Below are 21707 nucleotides of genomic sequence, written 5' to 3'. Positions count from 1 at the left end.
CGTTCGCTCGAGCGGCAACGGCTTGCCTTGCATCGACCTTGCAACAAGAACCCATTGATTTTGTGGGCATCAGCACGATCTTCGGAACAGCCCTACAATATCGGCTAAAGCTTTTTGGAGAGTTCGAATGAACGCAGTCACCGACACCCCCGTGACCGAGATGCCGGCCCCCTTCGTCTTCACCGACGCAGCGGCTGACAAGGTCAAGCAACTGATCGATGAGGAAGGCAACCCGGAGCTCAAGCTGCGCGTATTCGTGCAGGGCGGCGGCTGCTCGGGCTTCCAGTACGGCTTCACGTTTGACGAAGCGATCAACGAAGACGACACCGTGATGAACAAGAGCGGCGTCCAACTGCTGATCGACTCGATGAGCTACCAGTACCTGGTCGGCGCAGAGATCGACTACAAGGATGACATCAACGGCGCGCAGTTTGTCATCAAGAACCCGAACGCGACCACGACCTGCGGTTGCGGTTCGTCGTTCTCGGTCTGAGCGGAAAGGCTCATTCAGCCACAGCGCAAACGGGGCCCCGGCCCTAATGCCGTTCAGTTAAGCGACTGAACGGCATTTTTGTTTTTGGCGCAAACCGGTTGTAAACGGGACGCGGCGATGTTAACTTTCATCGCCATGCTGGTCGATGATCTGCGCCTACTCGTTGAATCACAGCCGCCACTCGAATGGGACCGGCTGGGCCAGCATCTGCCGTACGAATGGATCGAGCATGCAGTGCAGGCCAGTGGCAGTGCCAGCGTACGTCGGCGTCGACTACCCGCACAGCAGGTCGGATGGCTGGTGATTGCACTGGCGTTGTACCGGCACCAGTCGATCAGCGAAGTCGTTGATGAACTGGATCTTGCGCTACCCGCAGCCGATGCATCGTTTGTCAGTAAGAGCGCCATCGCCCAGGCGCGGCAGCGCATCGGCGCCGCGCCCCTGGCGTGGCTGTTTCACGAGTCGGCCAGGAACTGGGTCGTGCAGGATCAGGCGAAATACCTCTTCAAGGGGTTCTCATTGTTCGCGATGGATGGCACCACGCTGCGAACCGCCGACAGCGCCGCCAATCGCAAGCATTTCGGCGCCTCGGCCGCTACTCATGGCCGCATTGGCAGTTACCCCCAGCTGCGCGCGGTCACGCTCACCGCCCTTGCGACACACCTCGTGTGTGATGCGCTGTTCGGTCCTTACGATATCAACGAGATGATCTGGGCGCGTGAGCTCATCGCTCGTGTTCCAGCCAATTCCATCACCGTATTCGATAAAGGGTTCCTGTCGGCGCAGCTGCTGTGCAATCTGGTTTCAGGCGGCGAGAACCGGCACTTCATCATTCCGGCCAAATCCAATCTGCGCTGGCAGGTCGTGAGCGGCTCAGACGGCGACCAGATCGTACGCATGCGCGTGTCACCGCAGGCCCGCACCAAATGTCCTGATCTGCCCGAATTCTGGCAAGCGCGCGCCGTGCTTGCCATCGACGCACGTGGCAGGCAACGCATATTGCTGACGTCGCTGACGGATCGACGGCGTTTCAAGGCAGCCGATATCGCATCGTGCTACGAGCGTCGCTGGAAGATCGAGACCAGCTACCATGAGCTGAAGCAGTCGATGCTGGGCATGGAACTGACCCTTCGCAGCCAGACCGTGGAGGGCGTCTATCAGGAGTTCTGGGGCGCCCTGATCGCCTATAACCTGAGATGGCCAAAGCGGCGATCGGTGTCGGGCACGCGCCCGACGAACTGAGCTTCACCCGCGCATTCCACACCTTTCAGTACGAAGTGACGTGGGCAGCTGTGACCCGCTCGTATGGCAAACTGCCCGCGCTGCTCAAGCGCCTGCGTGAGCGACTCAAGCAGTTCCCCAATGAAAAACGGCCCGGGCGCTCCTGCGCTCGGACCGTCAAATCCAGACCATTTCGTTATACCGTTCGAGTCCTTAAACGAGACCTTAACTGAACGGCATGAGGGCCTCGGCCCCGTTTTTTTATTGCTTTCACACCGCGAAGCAGCGCGTGACGACAATAGGCGTCAATTTCTTCGCCTTTACCTCTCGTCAACGCGGATAAATCGCCCCCAGCACGCGCTCCGCGGACGCCCCCGTCACGCTTGGCAGACTGCCCGGCAGACGCGCGATGCAGCGCATCGCGAGCCACGCGAACGCCAGCGGCTCGACCTGGCTCGGCGGCACGCCGAGCGCGTCGGTCGTCATCACGGGGACGCCGCTTACGCCGCTGTCTTCGAGCGCCTGCTGCAACGCCTTCATGATCTCCGGATTGCGCGCGCCGCCGCCGCACACGTACACGGCCCGCGCGTCGGATGCATGTCGTTCGATCTCGCGCGCAACCGTCACCGCAGTCAGCGCGACGAGCGTCGCCTGTACGTCGGCTGGTGCGAGCGCGGTGAACGGCTCGAGCTTCGCATCGAGCCATGCGGTGTTGAACAGATCTCGGCCGGTGCTCTTGGGCGGCTGCTCGGCGAAGAACGGCTCGTCGAGCAACGCGTTCAGCAGCTCGCGATCGACCTGACCACTCGCCGCGAAATGACCGTTTTCGTCGAATGGCTTGCCGAGATGGCGCTCGGCCCACGCGTCGAGCAGCGCGTTCGCCGGGCCGCAGTCGAAGCCGCGCACCCCGCCGGTTGCGTTCAGGATCGTGATGTTGCTGATGCCGCCGAGATTGCAGACGACGCGCGTTTCGTCCTTCGCACCGAAGATCGTCGCGTGAAAAGCGGGCACGAGCGGCGCTCCCTGGCCGCCCGCTGCGACGTCGCGGCTGCGGAAATCGGCGACCACGTCGATATGCAACATTTCCGCGAGCAACGCCGGGTTGTTGATCTGCCGCGTATAGCCCTTTTCCGGCCGATGTCGCACGGTCTGTCCATGCACGCCGATCGCGCGGACCTCATCGGCCGATACGCGGCTGTCGCGCAGCAGATCGTGGCAGCACACCGTGTAGCGCGTCGCGAGCGCATTGGCGGCAAGCGCTTCGCGCTCGATCTCGTTGTCCCCCGGCTGTTGCAGCGCGAACAGCGCCTCGCGGATGCCGGCCGAAAACCCGACGAACGCCTCGGCCAGCACTTCGGGCGGTTTCCCTGTGGCAAACCGGACGGCCACGCCGTCCACACCGTCCATGCTGGTTCCCGACATAAGTCCGAAATAGATGCCGTCTGCGGGGTCTTGCGCCACGTCGCTGCTCCTGTCGATGTTCATTGCGATTCGTTGTAGCAGATTATCGGCGCAAACGCCGAAGGTGACGCGAGCGGCAACGAAATCGCCCGTCGCGGAGCCGCGCAGGTCGTGTCAGTGGGCGCGGCGGCGCGCATCTATGGGACAATCCTGTTTTTTCGCGACTTCACGTTTCCAGCATGAGCACCGAGTCCACCCAGCCCACTCCCGCTTCCGCCTTCCCGATCACCGACGAAGTCCGTCACGCGCTCGCCGTGACCAAGCGCGGCGTCGACGAACTGCTGATCGAAGACGAATTCGCGCAAAAGCTCGCGCGCAGCGCGGCCACGGCCAAGCCGCTGCGCATCAAGCTCGGGCTCGATCCGACCGCGCCCGACATTCACATCGGCCACACTGTCGTGCTCAACAAGATGCGCCAGCTGCAAGACCTCGGCCACACGGTGATTTTCCTGATCGGCGATTTCACCTCGCTGATCGGCGACCCGTCCGGGCGCAACGCGACGCGCCCGCCGCTCACGCGCGAGCAGATCGAATCGAACGCGAAGACCTACTTCGAGCAGGCGGCGCTCGTGCTGGATCGCGACAAGACCGAGATCCGCTACAACAGCGAATGGTCGATGCCGCTCGGCGCCGACGGCATGATCAAGCTCGCGTCGCGCTACACGGTCGCGCGTATTCTCGAGCGCGAGGACTTCACGAAGCGCTTCCAGGGCGGCGTGCCGATCTCGATCCACGAATTCCTGTACCCGCTGATGCAGGGCTACGACTCGGTCGCGCTGAACGCGGACCTCGAACTCGGTGGCACGGACCAGAAGTTCAATCTGCTGGTCGGTCGCGAGCTGCAGAAGCAGTACGGCCAGGAGCAGCAGTGCATCCTGACGATGCCGCTGCTCGAAGGGCTCGACGGCGTCGAGAAGATGTCGAAGTCGAAGAACAACTACATCGGCATCAGCGAAAAGCCGACCGACATGTTCGGCAAGCTGATGAGCATTTCCGACACGCTAATGTGGCGTTACTTCGAGCTGCTGTCGTTCCGTCCGATGGACGAAATCGCCGGCTTCAAGCGCGAGGCCGAGGCGGGCCGTAATCCGCGCGACTTCAAGGTGATGCTCGGCCAGGAAATCGTCGCGCGTTTCCACTCGCAGGCGGATGCCGAGCGTGCGCTCGAGGACTTCAACCATCGCGCCAAGGGCGGTGTGCCGGACGACATTCCGGCCGTGACGCTCGCGGGCGCACCGCTCGCGATCGGCCAGCTGCTGAAGCAGGCGAACCTCGTGCCGTCGACGAGCGAGGCACTGCGCAACATCGAGCAAGGCGGCGTGAAAATCGATGGCACCGCGGTGTCCGACAAAGGCCTGAAGGTCGAAGCGGGCGAATACGTCGTGCAGGTCGGCAAGCGCCGCTTCGCACGCGTGACGCTGACGGCGTGATTGCGCTGATCCAACGCGTGCGGCGCGCCGAAGTGCGCGTCGCCAATCGTGTAACCGGCGCGATCGACGCGGGCCTGCTCGCGCTCGTCTGCGCGGAGCGCGGCGATACCGAGGCCGTGGCCGACAAGCTGCTCGCCAAGGTGCTCGGCTACCGCGTGTTCAGCGACGCGGCCGGCAAGATGAACCTGTCGGTGCAAAATCTCGACGGCGCCGGACGCGCGGGCGGCCTGCTGCTCGTCTCGCAGTTCACGCTTGCGGCCGATACCAACAGCGGCCTGCGCCCGAGCTTCACGCCGGCCGCGCCGCCCGACGAAGGCAAGCGCCTGTTCGACTACTTCGTCGCGGCCGCGCGCGCAAAGCATCCGATCGTCGAGACCGGCGAGTTCGGCGCGGAGATGCAGGTGTCGCTCGTCAACGACGGGCCGGTCACGTTCTGGTTGCAGACCAACGCGTAAAAGAGCGCGAACGATGCGAGCGCGCGGCTGCGGCACGCGAGCCGCGCCGCCGCTTTTTGCGACAATAGCCATTGGACACAACCGCGAACGGCCCCCCTCTCTCATGACGACGCAGATCCTGTTTATCCGACACGGCGAGACCGACTGGAACCGCATCAAGCGCATTCAAGGCCACATCGACATTCCGCTCGCGACGACCGGCATCGCGCAGGCGCAACGTCTCGCACAGCGTCTAGCCGCCGAGGCGAAGCAGGGAGCGCGCCTCGACGCGATCTATTCGAGCGACCTGCAGCGCGCGCAGCAGACCGCACAGCCGATCGGCGAGGCGCTCGGCCTGCCGCTGCAATCGCGCGAGAACTTGCGCGAGCGCTCGTACGGCGCGTTCCAGGGCCATGACAGCGACGAGATCGCGCTACGTTTCCCCGACGAATATGCGCACTGGCAAACCCGCGATCCCGGCTTCGCGCCGCCCGAGGGCGAGTCGCATCGCGTGTTCTACCACCGCATCATGCATGCGATCGAGCCGCTCGTCGCCGCGCATCCGGGTGGGCGCATCGTGTGTGTCACGCATGGCGGCGTGCTCGACTGCGTGCACCGCTTTGCAACCAGTATGCCGCTCGACGCACCGCGCAATTACCCGCTGCTGAACACCAGCCTGAACGTCGTGGATTACGGGAACGATCGCGCGACGATCGTGACGTGGGCAGACGTATCGCATCTCGAAGCCGGCAGCGCCGACGACGATGGTTTCAGGAAGGGACCGGAGTCGAAGCGGTAAGCCGAAGCCGACAATGGCCCGGCTTGCGCGGCGCAATTAATCCTGCCGTCGCGCCGCCGCCGCGCGCCGCCGCGCTCGCTTCGATACGCCATTGACCAGCGCCCAGCGGATCACCGGCGCGACAACCCGCACGCCAGGCCGTGCGAAGGTTCGACGCAGCACCGCGTAGCGATTCAAATCGAGCATCGTCTGCGCCCAGTCGGGCAACAGATCGACCCCCGCGTTGAGCATCAGCGTGCCGGCGGGCCGCATCGCGAAGCTCGGTGCCGGCGCGTTCATCAGAATCCTGACGACTTCGCGCGTGCGCTCGCTGGCAACGAGCGCGGGCCGCATCGCGAGCAGGTACGCCTCGATTTCGGCGCGCGAGCGAGGAATATCGACGGCGCCGAGCATTTCCGCGATGCGCGCGGTTTCCGCGAAGTATTGATCCTGCGCGGCGACGGACAGCATCGGATTCACATAGCGCAGATGCGCGGTCATGAAGCTCGACACTTCCGCGACGTGCACCCACGTCAGCAGCGCGGGCTCGCAAGCGCGATACGACTGGCCGTCCGGCGCGACGCCGGCGACGTCCAGGTGGATGCGCTTCACACGCTCGATCAACGCGAGCGCATCGCTCTTGCTGCCGTACGTCGTGCCGGCGATGAACGTCGCCGTGCGGCGCAGCCGGCCCAGGATGTCGGTGCGAAAACTCGAGTGGTCCCAGACGCCCGCGAGCGCGAGTGGATGCAGCGCTTGCAGCAGCAGCGCACTGATGCCGCCCGTCATCATCGACGTGAAGTCGGCGTGGACTTTCCAGCAGACGGAGTCCGGCCCGAACAGGCCAGGATCGCCCGGCGGCGATGAGTAATCGAGCACCGGTCCGCTGCCGGTCGTCAGATGCGTGACGCCGGCGGCGAGTTTCGAGCGCAGGCGGTGGGTGAGGCGCGCCGCGAAATTGCCGGACGGGTCGCCGGCGGGATTGACGGGTGAACGGTTGGAAGGGCCGGGTTGCTGGGTCTGATCGGACATCCTGGTCGGCCTCGCCGTGTGACTCAGTTCGTGGAATTCCACAGACCCGGCAGCGCGCTCGAGGAATCCGGCGCGGCCAGTCCGAAGTGCCTATACGTGAGCAGCGTGGCGACGCGGCCGCGCGGCGTGCGCTGCAGAAAGCCCTGCTGGATCAGATACGGCTCGAGCACGTCTTCGATCGTGTCGCGCTCCTCGCCGATCGCCGCCGCGAGGTTGTCGACACCGACCGGACCGCCGTCGAACTTGTACAGGATCGCTTCGAGCAGCTTGCGGTCCATCAGGTCGAAGCCGACCGCGTCGACGTCGAGCATGCTGAGCGCGGCGTCGGCCACTTGCGCGGTGATGTTGCCGTCGGCTTTCACTTCGGCGAAGTCGCGCACGCGCCGCAGCAGGCGGTTCGCGATACGCGGTGTGCCGCGCGCGCGACGGGCGATTTCGAACGCGCCGTCCGGATGGATCTGCGCGCCGAGCAGCGCGGCCGACCGCGTGACGATGCGCGCGAGCTCCTCGGCGTTGTAGAACTCGAGTCGCGCGACGATGCCGAAACGGTCGCGCAGCGGATTGGTCAGCATACCCGCGCGCGTGGTCGCGCCGACCAGCGTGAACGGCTGCAGATCGAGCTTCACGCTGCGCGCGGCCGGCCCTTCGCCGATCATGATGTCGATCTGATAATCCTCGAGCGCCGGATAGAGGATTTCCTCGACGACCGGCGACAGCCGGTGGATTTCGTCGATGAACAGCACGTCGTTGGCTTCGAGATTGGTGAGCAGCGCGGCGAGGTCGCCGGCGCGTTCGAGCACCGGCCCCGACGTTTGCCGCAGATTGACGCCCATCTCGCGCGCGATGATGTGCGCGAGCGTGGTCTTGCCGAGGCCAGGCGGGCCGAACAGCAACACGTGGTCGAGCGATTCGGAACGGCGCTTCGCGGCCTCGATGAAGATTTCGAGCTGGCCGCGCACTTTCTCCTGCCCGACATATTCGTCGAGCTGACGCGGGCGCAGCGCGCGTTCGAACGCTTCTTCGTTCGGCGACACGGGCGTGGCCGCGATGATGCGCTCGGCGGCGAGTTTGTCGGTTTCGATCATCTGTTCATTGTACCGCGCGCGGATCGCGTATCAGCCCTTCGACAGCGCCTTCAGCGCGAGCTTGATGCCCTCGGACACGCCCGTGCCGGCCGGCACGTTCTTGATCGCCGCGAGCGCTTCTTTCTCCGAGTAGCCGAGCGCGAGCAGCGCATTGAGGATGTCGGACGCGTGGTCGGATGGCGACGTGGCGCCCGCCATCGCGCCGAGGTCCGCACCGAGCTTGCCCTTCAGTTCGAGCAGCAGCCGCTCGGCGGTCTTCTTGCCGATGCCCGGCACACGCGTGAGGCGCGCGGCGTCCTGCATCGTGACGGTCTGTGCGAGCTCCGCGACGCTCATGCCCGACAGCACCGCGAGCGCCATGCGCGCGCCGATGCCGGAAATCTTCAGCAGCTCGCGGAACGTCGCGCGTTCCTGTGCGGTGCCGAAGCCGTACAGCAGATGCGCGTCCTCGCGAACGATCATCTGCGTGAGCAGCACGATGCGCTCGCCCGTCGACGGCAAGTTGTAGAACGTGCTCATCGGCACGTCCACTTCATAGCCGACGCCGTTGCAGTCGACGAGCAGATGCGGCGGGTTTTTTTCCAGCAGAACGCCGGCGATGCGACCGATCATGGCGGATTAGTTTTCAGAGTCGGAAGGGAATGCGCGAGTGTAGCGCAGCGGATCGGCGGTGCGAACGGCGTTACGGGCCATGCGTCGCGCTAGCCGACCAGACGCCCGCGCCGCACGCGCAGCCCCTTCTTCGCGAGCGCCGGTGCGATGCCGCCGAGCGTGCTCAGCGTCGAGCCGCCGTGCGCGTGGCAGATGGCCATGCCGAGCGCGTCGGCGGCGTCGGTGCCGGGTACGCCCGACAGGCTCAGCAGGCGCACGACCATCTGCTGCATCTGCTCTTTGGTCGCGCGTCCATAGCCGACCACCGACTGCTTCAGCTGCAGCGCGGTGTATTCGGCGACCGGCACGCCGCCCGCGACGAGCCCGCAGATCGCGGCGCCGCGCGCCTGGCCGAGCAGCAGCGTCGACTGCGGATTGACGTTGACGAAGACTTTTTCGATCGCCGCCTGATCGGGCGCGTGCTCGCGGATCAGCGTCGAGATGCCTGCGAAGATGGTGCCGAGCCGCGACGGCAGATCGGCGTCGGCGGTGCGGATCACGCCGCTCGCGACGTAGCGCAGTGTGTGGCCGTGTTGTTCGATCACGCCGAAGCCGGTCACGCGCAGGCCGGGGTCGATGCCGAGAATTCTCATGAAGTGCCGCACAAGCGATAAAAACCAGGTGCCTGCGATACTACAACGAACGCGGCGTGCGGCGGACTGCTGGCAGCATGCCTAGCGGAATAAAACCTGCTAAAGGCTTTGCACGAGGAGGGCGATCGGGAATGGAGCGCTACCGCAATCTCAGCCGCGACTCGGGCGTCGACGCCTATGAAATCGGCGACGATTTCATCAAGGTGCGTTTTCGGCCGGGCGTCGTGTATTGGTACACAGAGGCAAGTGTCGGCGCCGAGCATCTCTCGGTGCTGAAGCGTCTCGCGCGGCGCGGCCAGGGTTTGGGCACGTACATCAGCCAGCATGCGCAAGTGCGGGACGGTTACGCGCGCAAAGATCCGGATGATTGAACACGTCGCTGCAAGACAAAAGGCCCGGCGGGACAACCCGCCGGGCCTTTTTTCAGCTAGCGAACTTCAGCCGGTCAATGACGGAAGTGACGCACGCCCGTCAGCACCATAGCGATGTTGTGCTCGTCGGCGGCCATGACCACTTCGTCATCGCGCACCGAGCCGCCCGGCTGGATCACACAGGTCGCGCCTGCCGCGACCACCACGTCGAGACCGTCGCGGAACGGGAAGAACGCGTCCGATGCGACCGCCGAACCGGCCAGCGTCAGACCGGCGTTCTGCGCCTTGATGCTCGCGATGCGCGCCGAGTCCACGCGGCTCATCTGACCCGCGCCGACGCCGAGCGTCATGCCGTTCGCGCAGAACACGATCGCGTTGGACTTCACGTACTTCGCGACACGCCATGCGAACAGCAGGTCGTCCATTTCCTTCGGCGTCGGATGACGCTTCGTGACGACGCGCAGTTCGCGCGGCTGCACGTTCTTCGAGTCGAGCGACTGCACCAGCAGGCCGCCGCCGACGCGCTTCAGATCGAACGTGTTATGGCCTTCGCCCAGCGCGATTTCGAGCAGACGCACGTTCTGCTTCGCCGCGAACACGTGGCGCGCTTCGGCGCTGAACGACGGCGCGATCAGCACTTCGACGAACTGCTTCGCGACGGCCTGCGCGGCCGCCTCGTCGACTTCACGGTTGAATGCGATGATGCCGCCGAACGCCGAGGTCGGGTCCGTCTGGAACGCCTTCGAGTACGCTTCGTGCGCGTTCGCGCCGATCGCGACGCCGCACGGATTCGCGTGCTTGACGATCACGCAGGCCGGCACGTCGAAGGTCTTCACGCATTCCCACGCCGCGTCGGAGTCGGCGATGTTGTTGTACGACAGTTCCTTGCCCTGCAACTGGTTGTAGTTCGCGAGCGCGCCGTCCGGCACGGTCAGGTCGCGGAAGAACGCCGCGCTCTGGTGCGGGTTCTCGCCGTAGCGCAGGTCCTGCACCTTGTTGAACGCCATGTTGAAGGTGGCCGGGTATTCGTTGCGCGACGAGTGCTGCAACTCGTCGGTCAGGCTCGTCAGGTAGTTCGTGATCGCGCCGTCGTACTGCGCGGTGTGCGCGTACACCTTGGTCGCGAGGCGGAAGTTCGTCTTGTACGACACCGAGTTGCCGTTCGCGCGCATTTCGTCGAGCACGACCGCGTAGTCGGCCGGATCGACCACCACCGTGACGTCACGATGATTCTTCGCGGCCGAGCGCAGCATCGTCGGACCGCCGATGTCGATATTCTCGATCGCGTCCTCGAGCGAGCACTCTTCCTTCGACACGGTCTGCACGAACGGGTACAGGTTCACGACCAGCAGGTCGATGGTCGGAATGTCGTGCTTCTCGAGCGCGGCCATGTGCTCGGGCAGATCGCGGCGCGCGAGGATGCCGCCGTGCACCTTCGGATGCAGCGTTTTCACGCGCCCGTCGAGCATTTCCGGGAAGCCCGTGTAGTCGGCGACTTCGGTGACGGACAGGCCCGCGTCCGCGAGCAGTTTCGCGGTGCCGCCGGTCGACAGGATCTTGATGCCGAGGTCCGACAGCGATTTGGCGAAATCGACGATGCCGGACTTGTCGGAAACGGAGATGAGCGCTTGCTTGATCATGATGAAGACGAAAAGCCGAAGGGGAAACGTGGCAGGGCGCGAGAAACTACAACGCGCTACAGCAAACCGTGTTGTTGCAGCTTCTTGCGCAGCGTATTGCGGTTGATGCCGAGATACTCGGCGGCCAGCGACTGGTTGCCGTTGGCCTGCTCGAGCACCACTTCGAGCAAGGGTTTTTCCACGCATGAAATGACCATGTCGTAGACGTCGTGCGGATTGGAGCCGTCGAGATCCTGGAAATACACATCCAGGCTGTCGCGGACAGATTGTTCGATGTTGTTCTTGCTCATGCTGCTAGTCGGTCGGTGTTGTCCTCGCCCTGGCTGTCGAGCCCGGGGTTGCCGGGCGCTTCGTCGACGTAGACGAGGCGGTCTGAGATCGCCTTTTGCGCGTCAAAGAACTCGTTGACGGCGAGGAGTTGTTCGCGCGTGGTGTCCAGCGTATTCATGCGATGCCGGAACAGGTTGGCGCCGGAAAGGCCGCGAGTGTACCAGCCGATGTGCTTGCGCGCAGTGCGAACACCGGTAAATTCCCCGTAAAAAGCATAGTGATCTTCGAGATGCTCGTTCATCACCTGCTGGATTTCATCGATGCGCGGCGGCGGCAGAAGCTCGCCCGTCTGCAGGAAATGCTCGATCTCGCGGAACAGCCACGGACGGCCCTGCGCGGCCCGCCCGATCATGATCGCGTCCGCGCCGGTCGCGGCGAGCACCTCGCGCGCCTTTTGCGGCGACGTGATGTCGCCGTTCGCGACGACCGGAATGTCCACCGCCGCTTTCACGGCGGCGATGGTTTCGTACTCGGCGTCGCCGTGGTACAGGTCGGCGCGCGTGCGGCCGTGCACGGTCAGCATCGAAATGCCCGCGGCTTGCGCGAGACGCGCGACGTTCAGCGCGTTTTTGTTCTCGCGATTCCAGCCGGTGCGGATTTTCAGCGTGACGGGCACCGCGTCGGGCCCGACGCCAACCGCGTTCACGACGGCCTCGACGATGCGTTGCACGAGCGGTTCGTTCTGCAGCAGCGCCGAGCCGGCCGCCACGTTGCAAACCTTCTTGGCCGGGCAGCCCATGTTGATGTCGATGATCTGCGCGCCGTTCCCGACGTTGTAGCGGGCGGCCTCGGCCATCATGTCCGGGTCAGCGCCGGCGATCTGCACCGCAATCGGCTCAACCTCGCCTTCGTGATTCGCACGGCGCATGGTCTTTTCGCTTTTCCACAGCTGCGCGTTCGACGCGACCATTTCCGACACCGCGTAGCCCGCGCCGAGCCGTTTGCACAGCTGGCGGAACGGCCGGTCAGTCACGCCGGCCATCGGGGCGACGAACAGGTTATTGCGCAGATTGTGGGGGCCGAGAGTGGGCATGACGTGAGCGTGCGCCGACGACGGGTCAGGATTTGACAATCGTGACGGCCGACGCAGCGCGAAATGCGAGGGAAAACTACCATTTTAGCGTTAACGGGTTGCCGAGACTCGCGAACCGGGTCTCGTAACCCGTTAAATCTTCTATGAAAGTCGCGCGGCTCATAGAGCCGCGCGGCGTTTTGCGCCGCTAGCGCCGCTGGCCGAACATCATCTGACGGGCGAGCGCGGTTTTCACCGGAGGGACGAATTCGAGTGCGGTCAGCGCGAGACCGCGCAGTACCGCGAGCGGCGCGAAGTCGATGGTGAACAGGCGCGCGAGCGTGTCGGTCGAGCCGATCGTCAGGCGCCGGTCGAGCGCGCGGCGCTGCGCGAAAGTGGCGAGCGCGAGCGGTGTCGGGCCTTCGGCGGACAGCGCGTCGGCGAGCGCGTGCGCGTCGCGCAGGCCGAGGTTGAGGCCTTGGCCCGCCACCGGATGCAACGTCTGCGCTGCGTTGCCGATCGCGACGATGTGCCCGTTCACGAGCGTGTCGACCGTGTTCAGACCGAGCGGAAACGACGCGCGGCCCTTGATGTGCGTAAAGCGGCCCATGCGGTCGCCGAACGTGGCATCGAGCTCGCGCAGGAACGCTTCGTCGGAAAGCTGAGCGCGGCGCGCGGCTTCGTCGGGCGCGCAGCACCAGACGAGCGCGTAGTCGGCGCCACGTACGCCGCCCATCGGCAGCAGCGCGATCGGGCCTTGCGACGTGAAGCGCTCCCACGCGACGTGCGGCTGCGGCGCGGACACGGTGACCGTGCCGACCAGCGCGGTCTGGCCGTAGTCGCGCGAGCCGGTGTTGTTTTTACCGATGCTGTGTGCGCCGGGGCCTTCGTCCGGGGCGCGGCCCGGTTTTTTCGCGTGCTTCTGGTCACCGAACAGACCGCCCTCGGCGTTCACCAGAATCCGCGTGCGTAACTGGCGCGCGACGCCCGCGGTTTCGATCGGCAGGGTGACGCCGTCGAGCTCCTGAACCGGCGCGCCGGCCGACGTCGAGCGGAACCAGTGGACCGGCGTCGCGTGCACGGCGTCGGCGAGGCCGTGCACGATCGAGCCGTAGCGCAGCACGTAGCCGAGCGCGGGCAGGCCGTGCTCGCGATGATCGATCAGCGTGCGGCCGAAATGACCGCGCTGCGACACGTGGATGCGCTCGATCGCGGTGGCGTCGGCCGGCCAGCGCAGCGGCTCGAGGATCATCCTGCTGCCGTGCGAGACCGCGATCGCGCGCGGATCGGCGATCGAGTCTTCCGGCTCGCGCGCGTCGACGAGCGCGATCTTCAGTTCGCGCGTCACGCTGCGGCGCGCGAGCCAGCCGGCGAGCGCGAGGCCGACCGGGCCGGCGCCGACGATCGTCACATCGAAATCGAACCCCTGCTGGTGGGAGGCGGGCCTCAGGATCACCGCCGATGGAGATGCATCGTTCATCGCGGATCAGGTCCTCTGTTGAGGAAACGCTTGATCGGCCGCTCGTGCTTGCTGCATCAGCGCCTCGATCTCGTCGGCGGCGACCGGCACGTCGCGCGTGATCAGCTCACAGCCGCCCGGCGTGACGATCGCGTCGTCCTCGATGCGGATGCCGATGTTCCAGTAGCGCTCGGGCACACCTTCGGCCGGGCGCACGTACAGGCCCGGCTCGATCGTCAGCGTCATCGACGCGCGCAGCGTGCGCCACGGCAGCGCGCCGGTCTCGTCGCGAGGCGCGCCACGCTCACGGTAATCGCCGCAATCGTGCACGTCCATGCCGAGCCAGTGGCCGGTGCGGTGCATGTAAAACGGCGCGTAGGCGCGCTCGGCGATCACGTCGTCGACCGATGCGAACTTCGCGCGCGGCACGATTCCGGTGTCGAGCAGCCCCTGCGACAGCACGCGCAGCGCGGCCCGGTGCGGATCGTCGAAGCTCGCGCCGGCGTGCGTCGCATCGACGGCGGCCTGCTGCGCGGCCAGCACGATGTCGTACAGTTCGCGCTGCGCCGGCGTGAACCGGCCGCTCGCCGGGAACGTGCGCGTGATGTCGGACGCATAGCCGTCGAGTTCGCAGGCCGCGTCGATCAGGATCAGGTCGCCGTCGCGCGCGATGGCGTTGCCGGCGGGGTAGTGCAGCACGCATGCATTCGCGCCGGCCGCGACGATCGACGTATAGGCCGGCGCCTGCGCGCCGAACTTGCGGAACGTGTACAGCAGTTCGGCCTCGAGTTCGTACTCGCGGATACCGGGCCGGCACACCGCCATCGCGCGACGATGCGCGGCCGCCGAAATCTGTCCGGCGCGGCGCATGATCGCGAGTTCGTGGTCGTCCTTGACGAGCCGCATGTCGTCGAGCAACGGCAGCAGGTCGCGCGCGGCCGTGGGCGCGACGGTGCCGCTGCGGCTTTGTGCGCGCACCGCGTCGAGCCAGCCGCGCACCTGCTCGTCCAGATGCGCCGAGGTGCCGAACGCGTAGTGCAGCGCCGGCTTGTCGGCGATGATGCGCGGCAACTGCGTGTCGAGTTCGCCGATCGGGAACGCGGCATCGAGCCCGAATGCTTCGCGCGCGCCGTCGGGGCCGAAGCGGAAGCCTTCCCACGTCTCGCGCTCGACGCTTTTCTCGCGGCAGAACAGCACTGACGCGGGCGCTCCGGGCGCGGCGCTCGCATCGAGCACCAGCAGCGCTTCGGGCTCGGTGAAGCCGGTCAGATAATAGAAGTAGCTGTCGTGGCGGTACGGATAGTCGGTGTCGCGGTTGCGCAGCGCTTCCGGCGCGGTCGGGACGATGGCGACGCCGCCGCCGGCGGCGCGCAGCGCGGCGAGAACGCGCTCGCGGCGCGTGCGGTAGACGTCGATGGCGATGGTGGGTTCGGTCGGCTGGTTCATCGTGCGATTGTAGCGCCGCGTGTCTGCTGGCCCCATTCTCCGCGCACGACATTGCCTCGCTTTGTGCGGATTCCGACGGCGCGGCGGCCGCCGTCATGTTGCAATCCGTCCACAGCGGCTCGGCGAGCGGTTCGCGAAGATGCCGCCAGCATCTCGCGAAAGCCTTAGACCACTTATACTTTCGCCGGATTCAGAAAAAGGCAGAAGGTCATGATGAAACTCATCGGTTCGTTCGGCAGCCCGTACGTGCGTAAAGCGCGCATCGTGCTCGCCGACAAGAAGATCGACTACGAACTGGTGCCCGAGAACGTCTGGGCGCCGGATACCCGGATTCACACCTTCAACCCTCTCGGCAAGGTGCCGTGCCTCGTGATGGAAGACGGCGAAGCCGTGTTCGATTCACGCGTGATCTGCGAATACGTCGATACGCTGTCGCCGGTAGGCAAGCTGATTCCGCCGTCGGGGCGCGAGCGCATCGAAGTGCGCTGCTGGGAGGCGCTCGCCGACGGCGTGCTCGACGCGGCCGTGCTGATCCGTCTCGAAAGCACGCAGCGCGCGCCCGAGCAGCGCGTGGACGCGTGGGTCGCGCGGCAGCAGCGCAAGATCGACGAAGCGTTGATCGCGATGTCGCAGGGGCTCGGCAGCAAGCCGTGGTGCGCGAGCAATCACTACACGCTCGCCGACATCGCGGTGGGCTGCGCGCTCGGGTATCTGGACTTCCGTATGCCGGATCTGAACTGGCGCGAATCGCATCCGAACCTGGACAAGCATTTCCAGAAGCTGTCGCAGCGGCAGTCGTTCATCGATACCGCGCCGAAGGATTGATGAAGCTCGAATGAGCATACAAAAATGCGCCTGCATGTCAGGCGCATTTTTTTTGCGGGTGGTGTTCCCGTTACGTCAGCGTAGGCGTTACCGCTTGACGTTGCGTCGCCGCGCGATTCCCGGTCCGAACGCGAAACCGATCGCGAGCAGCAGCACCGACACCGCGAGCACCGTGTTGTTGCCGCTCGTCACGTAAGGCGTGTTGCCGGCGGTGCCTTGCACGTCGACGTCGAGCGAGCCGACCGTGTACGGCGTGAGGCGGCCGATCACGCGGCCGTTCGCGTCGATCGCGGCGGTCATGCCGGTGTTGGTTGCGCGCAGCATCGGGCGGCCGGTTTCGAGCGAGCGCATGCGCGCGATCTGCAGATGCTGGTCGAGCGCGATTGTGTCGCCGAACCACGCGAGATTGGTCGAGTTGATCAGCACGCCGGCGGGCGTCGAGTTCTCGCGCAGCGTGCGCGCGATTTCTTCGCCGAAGATGTCTTCGTAGCAGATGTTCACCGCGACCGGCTGGTTATGCACCATGAACGGCTTTTGCACCGGCGGGCCGCGGAAGAAGTCGCCGAGCGGAATGTTCATCAGGTTCACGAACCAGCGGAAGCCCCACGGCACGAATTCGCCGAACGGCACCAAATGGTGCTTGTCGTAGCGATAGATCTCGTGCGAGCCGGGCGTGACGCCGAACAGGCTGTTGGTGTAGTCGACCACCCGGCCGTCCGGCGTGATCGTGCCGCCGATCGCGCCGAACAGCAGCGCGCTGCCGGTCGAATCGGTGAACTGGCGGATCGCCGCCGCGAAGTTCGGCGGCAGCTGCTGCGCGAGCACTGGGATCGCGGTTTCCGGTGTGACGATCAGATCGGCCGGCTTCGACGTGATCATTTTCTGATACTCGTCGACCGCCGCGCGCAAGCCGGCTTCCTCGAACTTCATCTCCTGCTTCACGTTGCCTTGCAGCAGACGCACCGTCAGCGGCGCGTTGGCGGGCGTGGTCCACTGCACGAGCGGCAGCAGCAGGCCGATCACGAGCAGCGCGAGCGCGACGCCGGCTGGCACGGCGATGCGGGCGACGCGCGTGCCGCGGCCTTGCACGGCGCGGGTGTCGACGTCACCAGCGGCGCTGGCGTTCGGCTCGCGCGATTCATTGGCACGCCCGGGGCGCCACGACGGCAGCAGCGCCAGCAACGCCTGCGTGATCAACGCGGCCGTCAGCGCGACCATCCAGCCGACGCCATACACGCCGACTACCGGCGCGAACCCCGCCAACGGGCCGTCGACTTGTGCATAACCGGTGGCGAGCCACGGAAAGCCGGTGAATACCGTGCCGCGCAGCCATTCGCCGATCGCCCACGCGCTGGCGAAGGCAAGCGCGCCGTGCCAGGTCGGCGAGAATGGCGCGCGGTCGTCGGCCGCGCCGTTGCGCGCATGGCCCGCGCAGAACGACCATATCCCCGCGGCGAGCGCCGGATAGAGGGCGAGATACAGCGAGAACAGCACGAGCGCCGTGCCGGCGAGCGGCGCCGGCATGCCGCCGTAGTAGTGCATGCTCACATACAGCCACCAGACCCCGCTCACGAAGTTGCCGAAGCCGAACGCGCCACCCGTCAGCGCGGCGCTTTTCCAGCCGGTGCTGCGTGTGAGCCACGCGAAGAAGAACACGAAGATTGCGAGTTGCAGCCAGCCGCCATGCGGCGTCGGCGCGAACGACAGCGTATTGGCCGCGCCCGCGGCCAGTGCGACGAGGTAGTGCCAGCGCGGCAGCGCGCGGCTGCGGGTGGTGGCGTCGGTGGGAGCGGGGGCGCTCACGCCGCGGTGTGAACGGGAAGTAATCGGGTCGGCCATTGTTGCTCGGTCGGCGTCGGAAGTTGAAAGGGCAAATCAGTAGGCAAACGAGTAGGCGACATGCGCCCGCAATAAAAGTGCGCGCGCGCTCGGGCCGTGCAGCGGCCCGAGCCGCTGGCTCAGGTCTGCACGTGCTGAGACTCGCGTTCGCGCTGACCCGCGAGCGGATCGCGGCGCACCAGCAGCATGTGGATCTGGCGGGCGTCGCCGCGCAAGATCTCGAAGATCAGGTCGTCGAGGCGGACCTTCTCGCCCCGATGCGGCACCCGGCCGAAGTGATGCGTGACCAGCCCGCCGATCGTGTCGACTTCTTCGTCTGAATAATGCGTGCCGAAAGTGTCGTTGAACTGCTCGATTTCGGTCAGCGCGCGCACGCGGAATCGTCCGTCCGGCGACGCGATGATGTTGCCGCTTTCCTCGTCGAAATCGTATTCGTCCTCGATGTCGCCGACGATCTGCTCCAGCACGTCTTCGATCGTGATCAGGCCCGCGACGCCGCCGTATTCGTCGACGACCACCGCGAGGTGATTGCGGTTCACGCGAAAATCGTGTAGCAGCACGTTCAGCCGCTTCGACTCGGGGATGAACACGGCCGGGCGCAGCATGCCGCGCACGTCGAATTCTTCTTCGGCGTAGTAGCGCAGCAGATCTTTCGCGAGCAGCACGCCGATGATGTTGTCGCGATTGCCCTCGTAGACCGGATAGCGCGAATGCGCTTTCTCCAGCACGTAGGGGATGAATTCAGCGGGATTGTCCGCGATGTTGATCGCGTCCATTTGCGCGCGCGGCACCATGATGTCGCGTGCACTCAGTTCCGACACCTGGAACACGCCTTCGATCATCGACAGCGAGTCGGCGTCGATCAGGTTGCGCTCGTGCGCGTCCTGCAGAATTTCCAGAAGTTCGGCCCGCGAGTCGGGTTCGGGCGAGATGAAGTCGGTCAGGCGCTCGAGCAGCGAGCGCTTTTCCTGCGGTTTGTCGAGTTGGCGTCCGGTATGGCGTCGACTGGGATACGTGTCGTTCATGGTAGTGCGCCCGGCGAGACTGGGCGCGCTGTTACAGAGCGTTAAGGATACACCAGGCACATGGCGGAACCGTGTTCCGCCGGGCCGGGCGATGAGCGAAGCCAGGGTGAAACGGCCGCGCCGCGATGGCGTGGCGTGGAATCATCCTAACCGATTACGCGGGCAAAAGCGCTCGCCGGCAAAAAAGTCGCGGGTGGGGTTTTCGCCGAGATGACGAAATTACACGGCCGGCTTGCAGCGCGCGAGCAGCGCTTCGAGCGCACGGTCCGGCATGCCGCTTTCGCGCAGCGCATGCACGGTGCGGCTGACGTAATCGAAGGTCGTGCCGTAGCGGCCGCTCGCGCAGCCCAGCACGGTCTGGATGATGTCGTCGCGCAGCTTGCCGGTGTAGCTCGGTACGTCGCGGCGCATCACGAAGGCGAGCGCGTCGACGCGCCGGCCGTCGGCGAGCACGCATGGCAGCCACGCGGGACGGTACGAGCCCATCGGCATTTCGCGACGCCACAGTGCTTCGAGATGCGGCATCGAGCCATCGGCGGCGAGCCGGAACGCCATGCCGGTGCACGAGCCGCCGCGGTCGAGCGCGAGCACGAGGCCGGGTTGCTCGGGCGTGCCGCGATTCACTCGCGACCACAGATAGAGGCCACGGTGATAGCCGTGCACCTTCGAGCGCATCGCTTCGACGGTGGGCAGGCCCGGATTCCAGATCAGCGAGCCATAGCCGAACAGCCACAGATCGCTCTGGCGGTCCCAGCCGCGCAATGTGCATTCGAGCGACGCGTGCAGTTCGTCGTTCGTCAGAAGCCGCGATTCGCCGAGCACCGGCGGGTAGTCCGGACAGCGCACGGGGATCTCGGCTTCGGGGGACGGAGTGCTCACGGTGGGTTCGGTTGTAGGAGGGGCGGGGACGCCTATTGATAAGGGTCCGGAAAGCCGAGTCTGGCGAGGATTTCGGTTTCGATCGCTTCCATTTCCTCGGCTTCTTCTTCGACCTCGTGGTCGTAGCCTTGTGCATGCAGCGTGCCGTGCACGAGCAGGTGCGCGTAATGCGCAGCGAGCGGCTTGCCCTGCTCGGCGGCTTCCTTCTCGACGACCGGGCAGCACAGAATCAGATCGCCCGTCACCGGGTCGTCTTCCGATTCGGCGTAGGCGAAGGTCAGCACGTTGGTCGCGTAATCCTTGCCGCGATAGGTGCGGTTCAGCGTGCGGCCTTCTTCGGCGTCGACGAAGCGAACCGTCAGTTCGCCGTCCGCGAACAGCGCCGCCTTGATCCAGCCTGCCACCGTCGTGCGCGGCAGCAGCGCCTTATGTTCCGGCCAGGCTTTGGCGGCGGGGAATTGCAGGCTCAGCGTTAGTTTCGGGGTGCGGCTCATGCGGTGTCTATGCGTGGCGTTCGTGGCTCAGTCGTTTTTTGCGGCGTGGTGGCGAGGCCACTCGGGCGTCGCGCTGCGAAGCGCATCGCTTTAGCGCGGATCGGCTGCAGCCGTCGACTTCTGCGCATGCGCATCGTACGCCTCCACAATTCGCGCGACCAGCGGATGGCGCACCACGTCCGCGCTCGTGAAGCGCGTGAGCGCGATGCCGCGCACGTTCGCGAGCACCTGCTGCGCTTCGATCAGCCCGCTCTTCTGGCCGCGCGGCAAGTCGACCTGGGTCGTGTCGCCGGTGACGACCGCCTTCGAGCCGAAGCCGATCCGCGTGAGGAACATCTTCATCTGCTCGGGCGTGGTGTTCTGCGCCTCGTCGAGGATGATGAACGCGTGATTCAGCGTGCGGCCGCGCATGTACGCGAGCGGCGCGATTTCGATCATTTGCCGCTCGAACATCTTCGCGGTCTTGTCGAAGCCGAGCAGGTCGTACAGCGCGTCGTACAGCGGACGCAGATACGGATCGACCTTCTGTGCGAGATCGCCCGGCAAAAAGCCGAGGCGTTCGCCCGCTTCGACGGCCGGGCGCGTCAGCACGATGCGCTTGACCTGATCGCGCTCGAGCGCGTCGACCGCGCAGGCCACCGCGAGGTAGGTCTTGCCGGTACCGGCCGGGCCGACGCCGAACGTGACGTCGTGCGACACGATCTGCTTCAGGTATTCGCGTTGCGCCGGCGTGCGGCCGCGCAGATCCGCGCGCCGCGTGTACAGCTTCGGGCCGTATTCCTCGAAGTCGTCTTCGCTCGCATTCGCATCGGCGGGCTGGTCGAACGGATGATCGGGGTTGCCCGCGAAGTGCGCGTCGCCGTCGCCGTCGCCATTGCCATTCGAACGATGGCGCGCCGGATGACGCACTTCGACGAGCGCGAGCTGGATGTCGTCGACCGACAAAGGCTCGCGTGCGCTGTTGTAGAAGTTTTCGAGGGCGGTGAGCGCGAGTTTCGCGCCGCGCCCGCGAATCGTGATGCGGTGGCCGCGGCGCGACAGGGTCACGTCGAGGGCCTGCTCGATCTGCCGCAGATTTTCGTCGAGCGGTCCGCAGAGGTTGGCGAGCCGCGCGTTGTCTTCGCGCGGTGCGGTGAATTCCAGATGCTGCTGAGTGGTCTTCAAGGCGGTGAGTCGATCCTGTCGGTTGCGATACTCAGAATGTCGGTC

The 21707-nt window shown here is 65.6% G+C and carries 21 protein-coding genes and 1 pseudogene; 7 read left to right on the top strand and 15 right to left on the bottom strand.

Translation table 11 applies throughout. The annotated features are described in order from the left end of the window. Positions 1-127 precede the first annotated feature (127 nt). Positions 128-493: an iron-sulfur cluster insertion protein ErpA gene (gene erpA / locus BC1002_RS13090; protein WP_013090506.1), complete on the top strand. Its 366-nt coding sequence runs from the start codon at positions 128-130 to the stop codon at positions 491-493. Between the two features lie 135 nt (positions 494-628). Continuing rightward, a pseudogene (locus tag BC1002_RS13085) lies at positions 629-1947 on the top strand (IS4 family transposase). A gap of 97 nt (positions 1948-2044) precedes the next feature. Here BC1002_RS13085 and BC1002_RS13080 read toward each other — a convergent pair. After that, positions 2045-3175 carry an anhydro-N-acetylmuramic acid kinase gene (locus tag BC1002_RS13080; protein ID WP_013090505.1) on the bottom strand — a complete coding sequence of 377 codons (1131 nt, stop codon included), beginning with the start codon at positions 3173-3175 and terminating at the stop codon, positions 2045-2047. 179 nt (positions 3176-3354) lie between these two features. Here BC1002_RS13080 and tyrS point away from each other — a divergent pair, with 179 nt between their 5' ends. The 3 genes from tyrS to BC1002_RS13065 all read left to right on the top strand — a co-directional run bounded on the left by tyrS (position 3355) and on the right by BC1002_RS13065 (position 5838). Beyond that, positions 3355-4605, top strand: coding sequence for a tyrosine--tRNA ligase (gene tyrS / locus BC1002_RS13075; RefSeq protein WP_013090504.1), 1251 nt, complete (start codon positions 3355-3357; stop codon positions 4603-4605). After that, on the top strand, positions 4602-5060 hold the full coding sequence (gene dtd / locus BC1002_RS13070; RefSeq protein WP_013090503.1) for a D-aminoacyl-tRNA deacylase: 459 nt from the start codon (positions 4602-4604) through the stop codon (positions 5058-5060). Before tyrS ends, dtd begins: the two co-directional genes overlap by 4 nt. Before the next feature lie 103 nt (positions 5061-5163). After that, positions 5164-5838, top strand: a complete 675-nt coding sequence (locus tag BC1002_RS13065) for a histidine phosphatase family protein (RefSeq protein WP_013090502.1) — start codon at positions 5164-5166, stop codon at positions 5836-5838. Positions 5839-5874: 36 nt separating this feature from the next. Here BC1002_RS13065 and BC1002_RS13060 read toward each other — a convergent pair whose 3' ends face one another. The 4 genes from BC1002_RS13060 to ruvC form a co-directional block, all read right to left on the bottom strand. Continuing rightward, on the bottom strand, positions 5875-6849 hold the full coding sequence (locus BC1002_RS13060; protein ID WP_013090501.1) for an oxygenase MpaB family protein: 975 nt from the start codon (positions 6847-6849) through the stop codon (positions 5875-5877). A 23-nt stretch (positions 6850-6872) separates the two neighbouring features. Continuing rightward, the gene (gene ruvB / locus BC1002_RS13055) at positions 6873-7934 is read right to left on the bottom strand and encodes a Holliday junction branch migration DNA helicase RuvB (protein WP_013090500.1); all 1062 of its coding nucleotides are present in this window, start codon (positions 7932-7934) and stop codon (positions 6873-6875) included. A 30-nt stretch (positions 7935-7964) separates the two neighbouring features. Continuing rightward, a complete protein-coding gene (ruvA, locus tag BC1002_RS13050) occupies positions 7965-8546 on the bottom strand; it encodes a Holliday junction branch migration protein RuvA (protein ID WP_013090499.1) in 582 nt (193 codons plus the stop codon). Positions 8547-8635: 89 nt separating this feature from the next. After that, positions 8636-9178: a crossover junction endodeoxyribonuclease RuvC gene (gene ruvC, locus BC1002_RS13045; RefSeq protein ID WP_008919621.1), complete on the bottom strand. Its 543-nt coding sequence runs from the start codon at positions 9176-9178 to the stop codon at positions 8636-8638. 131 nt (positions 9179-9309) lie between these two features. Here ruvC and BC1002_RS13040 point away from each other — a divergent pair, with 131 nt between their 5' ends. After that, positions 9310-9549 (top strand): hypothetical protein, encoded by a 240-nt coding sequence (locus tag BC1002_RS13040; protein ID WP_013090498.1) that lies wholly within the window; start codon positions 9310-9312, stop codon positions 9547-9549. 74 nt (positions 9550-9623) lie between these two features. Here BC1002_RS13040 and purH read toward each other — a convergent pair whose 3' ends face one another. From purH to BC1002_RS13015, 5 genes are all read right to left on the bottom strand, one after another. Further along, on the bottom strand, positions 9624-11189 hold the full coding sequence (purH, locus tag BC1002_RS13035) for a bifunctional phosphoribosylaminoimidazolecarboxamide formyltransferase/IMP cyclohydrolase (protein ID WP_013090497.1): 1566 nt from the start codon (positions 11187-11189) through the stop codon (positions 9624-9626). Positions 11190-11245: 56 nt separating this feature from the next. Further along, a complete protein-coding gene (locus tag BC1002_RS13030; RefSeq protein WP_013090496.1) occupies positions 11246-11479 on the bottom strand; it encodes a Fis family transcriptional regulator in 234 nt (77 codons plus the stop codon). Continuing rightward, complete coding sequence (gene dusB / locus BC1002_RS13025) at positions 11476-12552, bottom strand: tRNA dihydrouridine synthase DusB (protein WP_013090495.1); 1077 nt, start codon at positions 12550-12552, stop codon at positions 11476-11478. Before dusB ends, BC1002_RS13030 begins: the two co-directional genes overlap by 4 nt. 187 nt (positions 12553-12739) lie before the next feature. Continuing rightward, positions 12740-14011, bottom strand: a complete 1272-nt coding sequence (locus BC1002_RS13020; RefSeq protein ID WP_013090494.1) for a UbiH/UbiF/VisC/COQ6 family ubiquinone biosynthesis hydroxylase — start codon at positions 14009-14011, stop codon at positions 12740-12742. 6 nt (positions 14012-14017) lie between these two features. After that, positions 14018-15436 carry an aminopeptidase P N-terminal domain-containing protein gene (locus BC1002_RS13015; RefSeq protein ID WP_041734434.1) on the bottom strand — a complete coding sequence of 473 codons (1419 nt, stop codon included), beginning with the start codon at positions 15434-15436 and terminating at the stop codon, positions 14018-14020. A 210-nt stretch (positions 15437-15646) separates the two neighbouring features. On the opposite strand from BC1002_RS13015, the gene BC1002_RS13010 reads away from it, so the two are divergent. Next, positions 15647-16261 carry a glutathione S-transferase C-terminal domain-containing protein gene (locus BC1002_RS13010; protein WP_018437709.1) on the top strand — a complete coding sequence of 205 codons (615 nt, stop codon included), beginning with the start codon at positions 15647-15649 and terminating at the stop codon, positions 16259-16261. Positions 16262-16348: 87 nt separating this feature from the next. On the opposite strand, the gene lnt is transcribed toward BC1002_RS13010, so the two are convergent. From lnt to BC1002_RS12985, 5 genes are all read right to left on the bottom strand, one after another. Beyond that, a complete protein-coding gene (lnt, locus tag BC1002_RS13005) occupies positions 16349-18100 on the bottom strand; it encodes an apolipoprotein N-acyltransferase (RefSeq protein ID WP_013090491.1) in 1752 nt (583 codons plus the stop codon). Between the two features lie 119 nt (positions 18101-18219). Then, positions 18220-19125, bottom strand: coding sequence for an HlyC/CorC family transporter (locus BC1002_RS13000; protein WP_013090490.1), 906 nt, complete (start codon positions 19123-19125; stop codon positions 18220-18222). Between the two features lie 219 nt (positions 19126-19344). Then, a complete protein-coding gene (locus tag BC1002_RS12995; protein WP_013090489.1) occupies positions 19345-20004 on the bottom strand; it encodes a gamma-glutamylcyclotransferase in 660 nt (219 codons plus the stop codon). Between the two features lie 32 nt (positions 20005-20036). After that, positions 20037-20498 (bottom strand): rRNA maturation RNase YbeY, encoded by a 462-nt coding sequence (gene ybeY, locus BC1002_RS12990; RefSeq protein ID WP_013090488.1) that lies wholly within the window; start codon positions 20496-20498, stop codon positions 20037-20039. 90 nt (positions 20499-20588) lie between these two features. Further along, on the bottom strand, positions 20589-21662 hold the full coding sequence (locus BC1002_RS12985) for a PhoH family protein (protein ID WP_013090487.1): 1074 nt from the start codon (positions 21660-21662) through the stop codon (positions 20589-20591). Between the last annotated feature and the right edge of the window lie 45 nt (positions 21663-21707).

This window comes from Paraburkholderia atlantica, assembly GCF_000092885.1.
Classification (GTDB): Bacteria; Pseudomonadota; Gammaproteobacteria; order Burkholderiales; family Burkholderiaceae; genus Paraburkholderia; species Paraburkholderia atlantica.
This window is presented reverse-complemented; position numbering and strand designations above follow the sequence as displayed.

Bases quoted from the DNA above. Each gene is read 5' to 3' on its own strand.
- erpA (WP_013090506.1), top strand. From the start codon at position 128: ATGAACGCAGTCACCGACACCCCCGTGACCGAGATGCCGGCCCCCTTC.
- tyrS (WP_013090504.1), top strand. From the start codon at position 3,355: ATGAGCACCGAGTCCACCCAGCCCACTCCCGCTTCCGCCTTCCCGATC.
- BC1002_RS13065 (WP_013090502.1), top strand. From the start codon at position 5,164: ATGACGACGCAGATCCTGTTTATCCGACACGGCGAGACCGACTGGAAC.
- BC1002_RS13060 (WP_013090501.1), bottom strand. From the start codon at position 6,849: ATGTCCGATCAGACCCAGCAACCCGGCCCTTCCAACCGTTCACCCGTC.
- ruvB (WP_013090500.1), bottom strand. From the start codon at position 7,934: ATGATCGAAACCGACAAACTCGCCGCCGAGCGCATCATCGCGGCCACG.
- ruvA (WP_013090499.1), bottom strand. From the start codon at position 8,546: ATGATCGGTCGCATCGCCGGCGTTCTGCTGGAAAAAAACCCGCCGCAT.
- ruvC (WP_008919621.1), bottom strand. From the start codon at position 9,178: ATGAGAATTCTCGGCATCGACCCCGGCCTGCGCGTGACCGGCTTCGGC.
- BC1002_RS13040 (WP_013090498.1), top strand. From the start codon at position 9,310: ATGGAGCGCTACCGCAATCTCAGCCGCGACTCGGGCGTCGACGCCTAT.
- purH (WP_013090497.1), bottom strand. From the start codon at position 11,189: ATGATCAAGCAAGCGCTCATCTCCGTTTCCGACAAGTCCGGCATCGTC.
- BC1002_RS13030 (WP_013090496.1), bottom strand. From the start codon at position 11,479: ATGAGCAAGAACAACATCGAACAATCTGTCCGCGACAGCCTGGATGTG.
- dusB (WP_013090495.1), bottom strand. From the start codon at position 12,552: ATGCCCACTCTCGGCCCCCACAATCTGCGCAATAACCTGTTCGTCGCC.
- BC1002_RS13020 (WP_013090494.1), bottom strand. From the start codon at position 14,011: ATGAACGATGCATCTCCATCGGCGGTGATCCTGAGGCCCGCCTCCCAC.
- BC1002_RS13015 (WP_041734434.1), bottom strand. From the start codon at position 15,436: ATGAACCAGCCGACCGAACCCACCATCGCCATCGACGTCTACCGCACG.
- BC1002_RS13010 (WP_018437709.1), top strand. From the start codon at position 15,647: ATGATGAAACTCATCGGTTCGTTCGGCAGCCCGTACGTGCGTAAAGCG.
- lnt (WP_013090491.1), bottom strand. From the start codon at position 18,100: ATGGCCGACCCGATTACTTCCCGTTCACACCGCGGCGTGAGCGCCCCC.
- BC1002_RS13000 (WP_013090490.1), bottom strand. From the start codon at position 19,125: ATGAACGACACGTATCCCAGTCGACGCCATACCGGACGCCAACTCGAC.
- ybeY (WP_013090488.1), bottom strand. From the start codon at position 20,498: ATGAGCCGCACCCCGAAACTAACGCTGAGCCTGCAATTCCCCGCCGCC.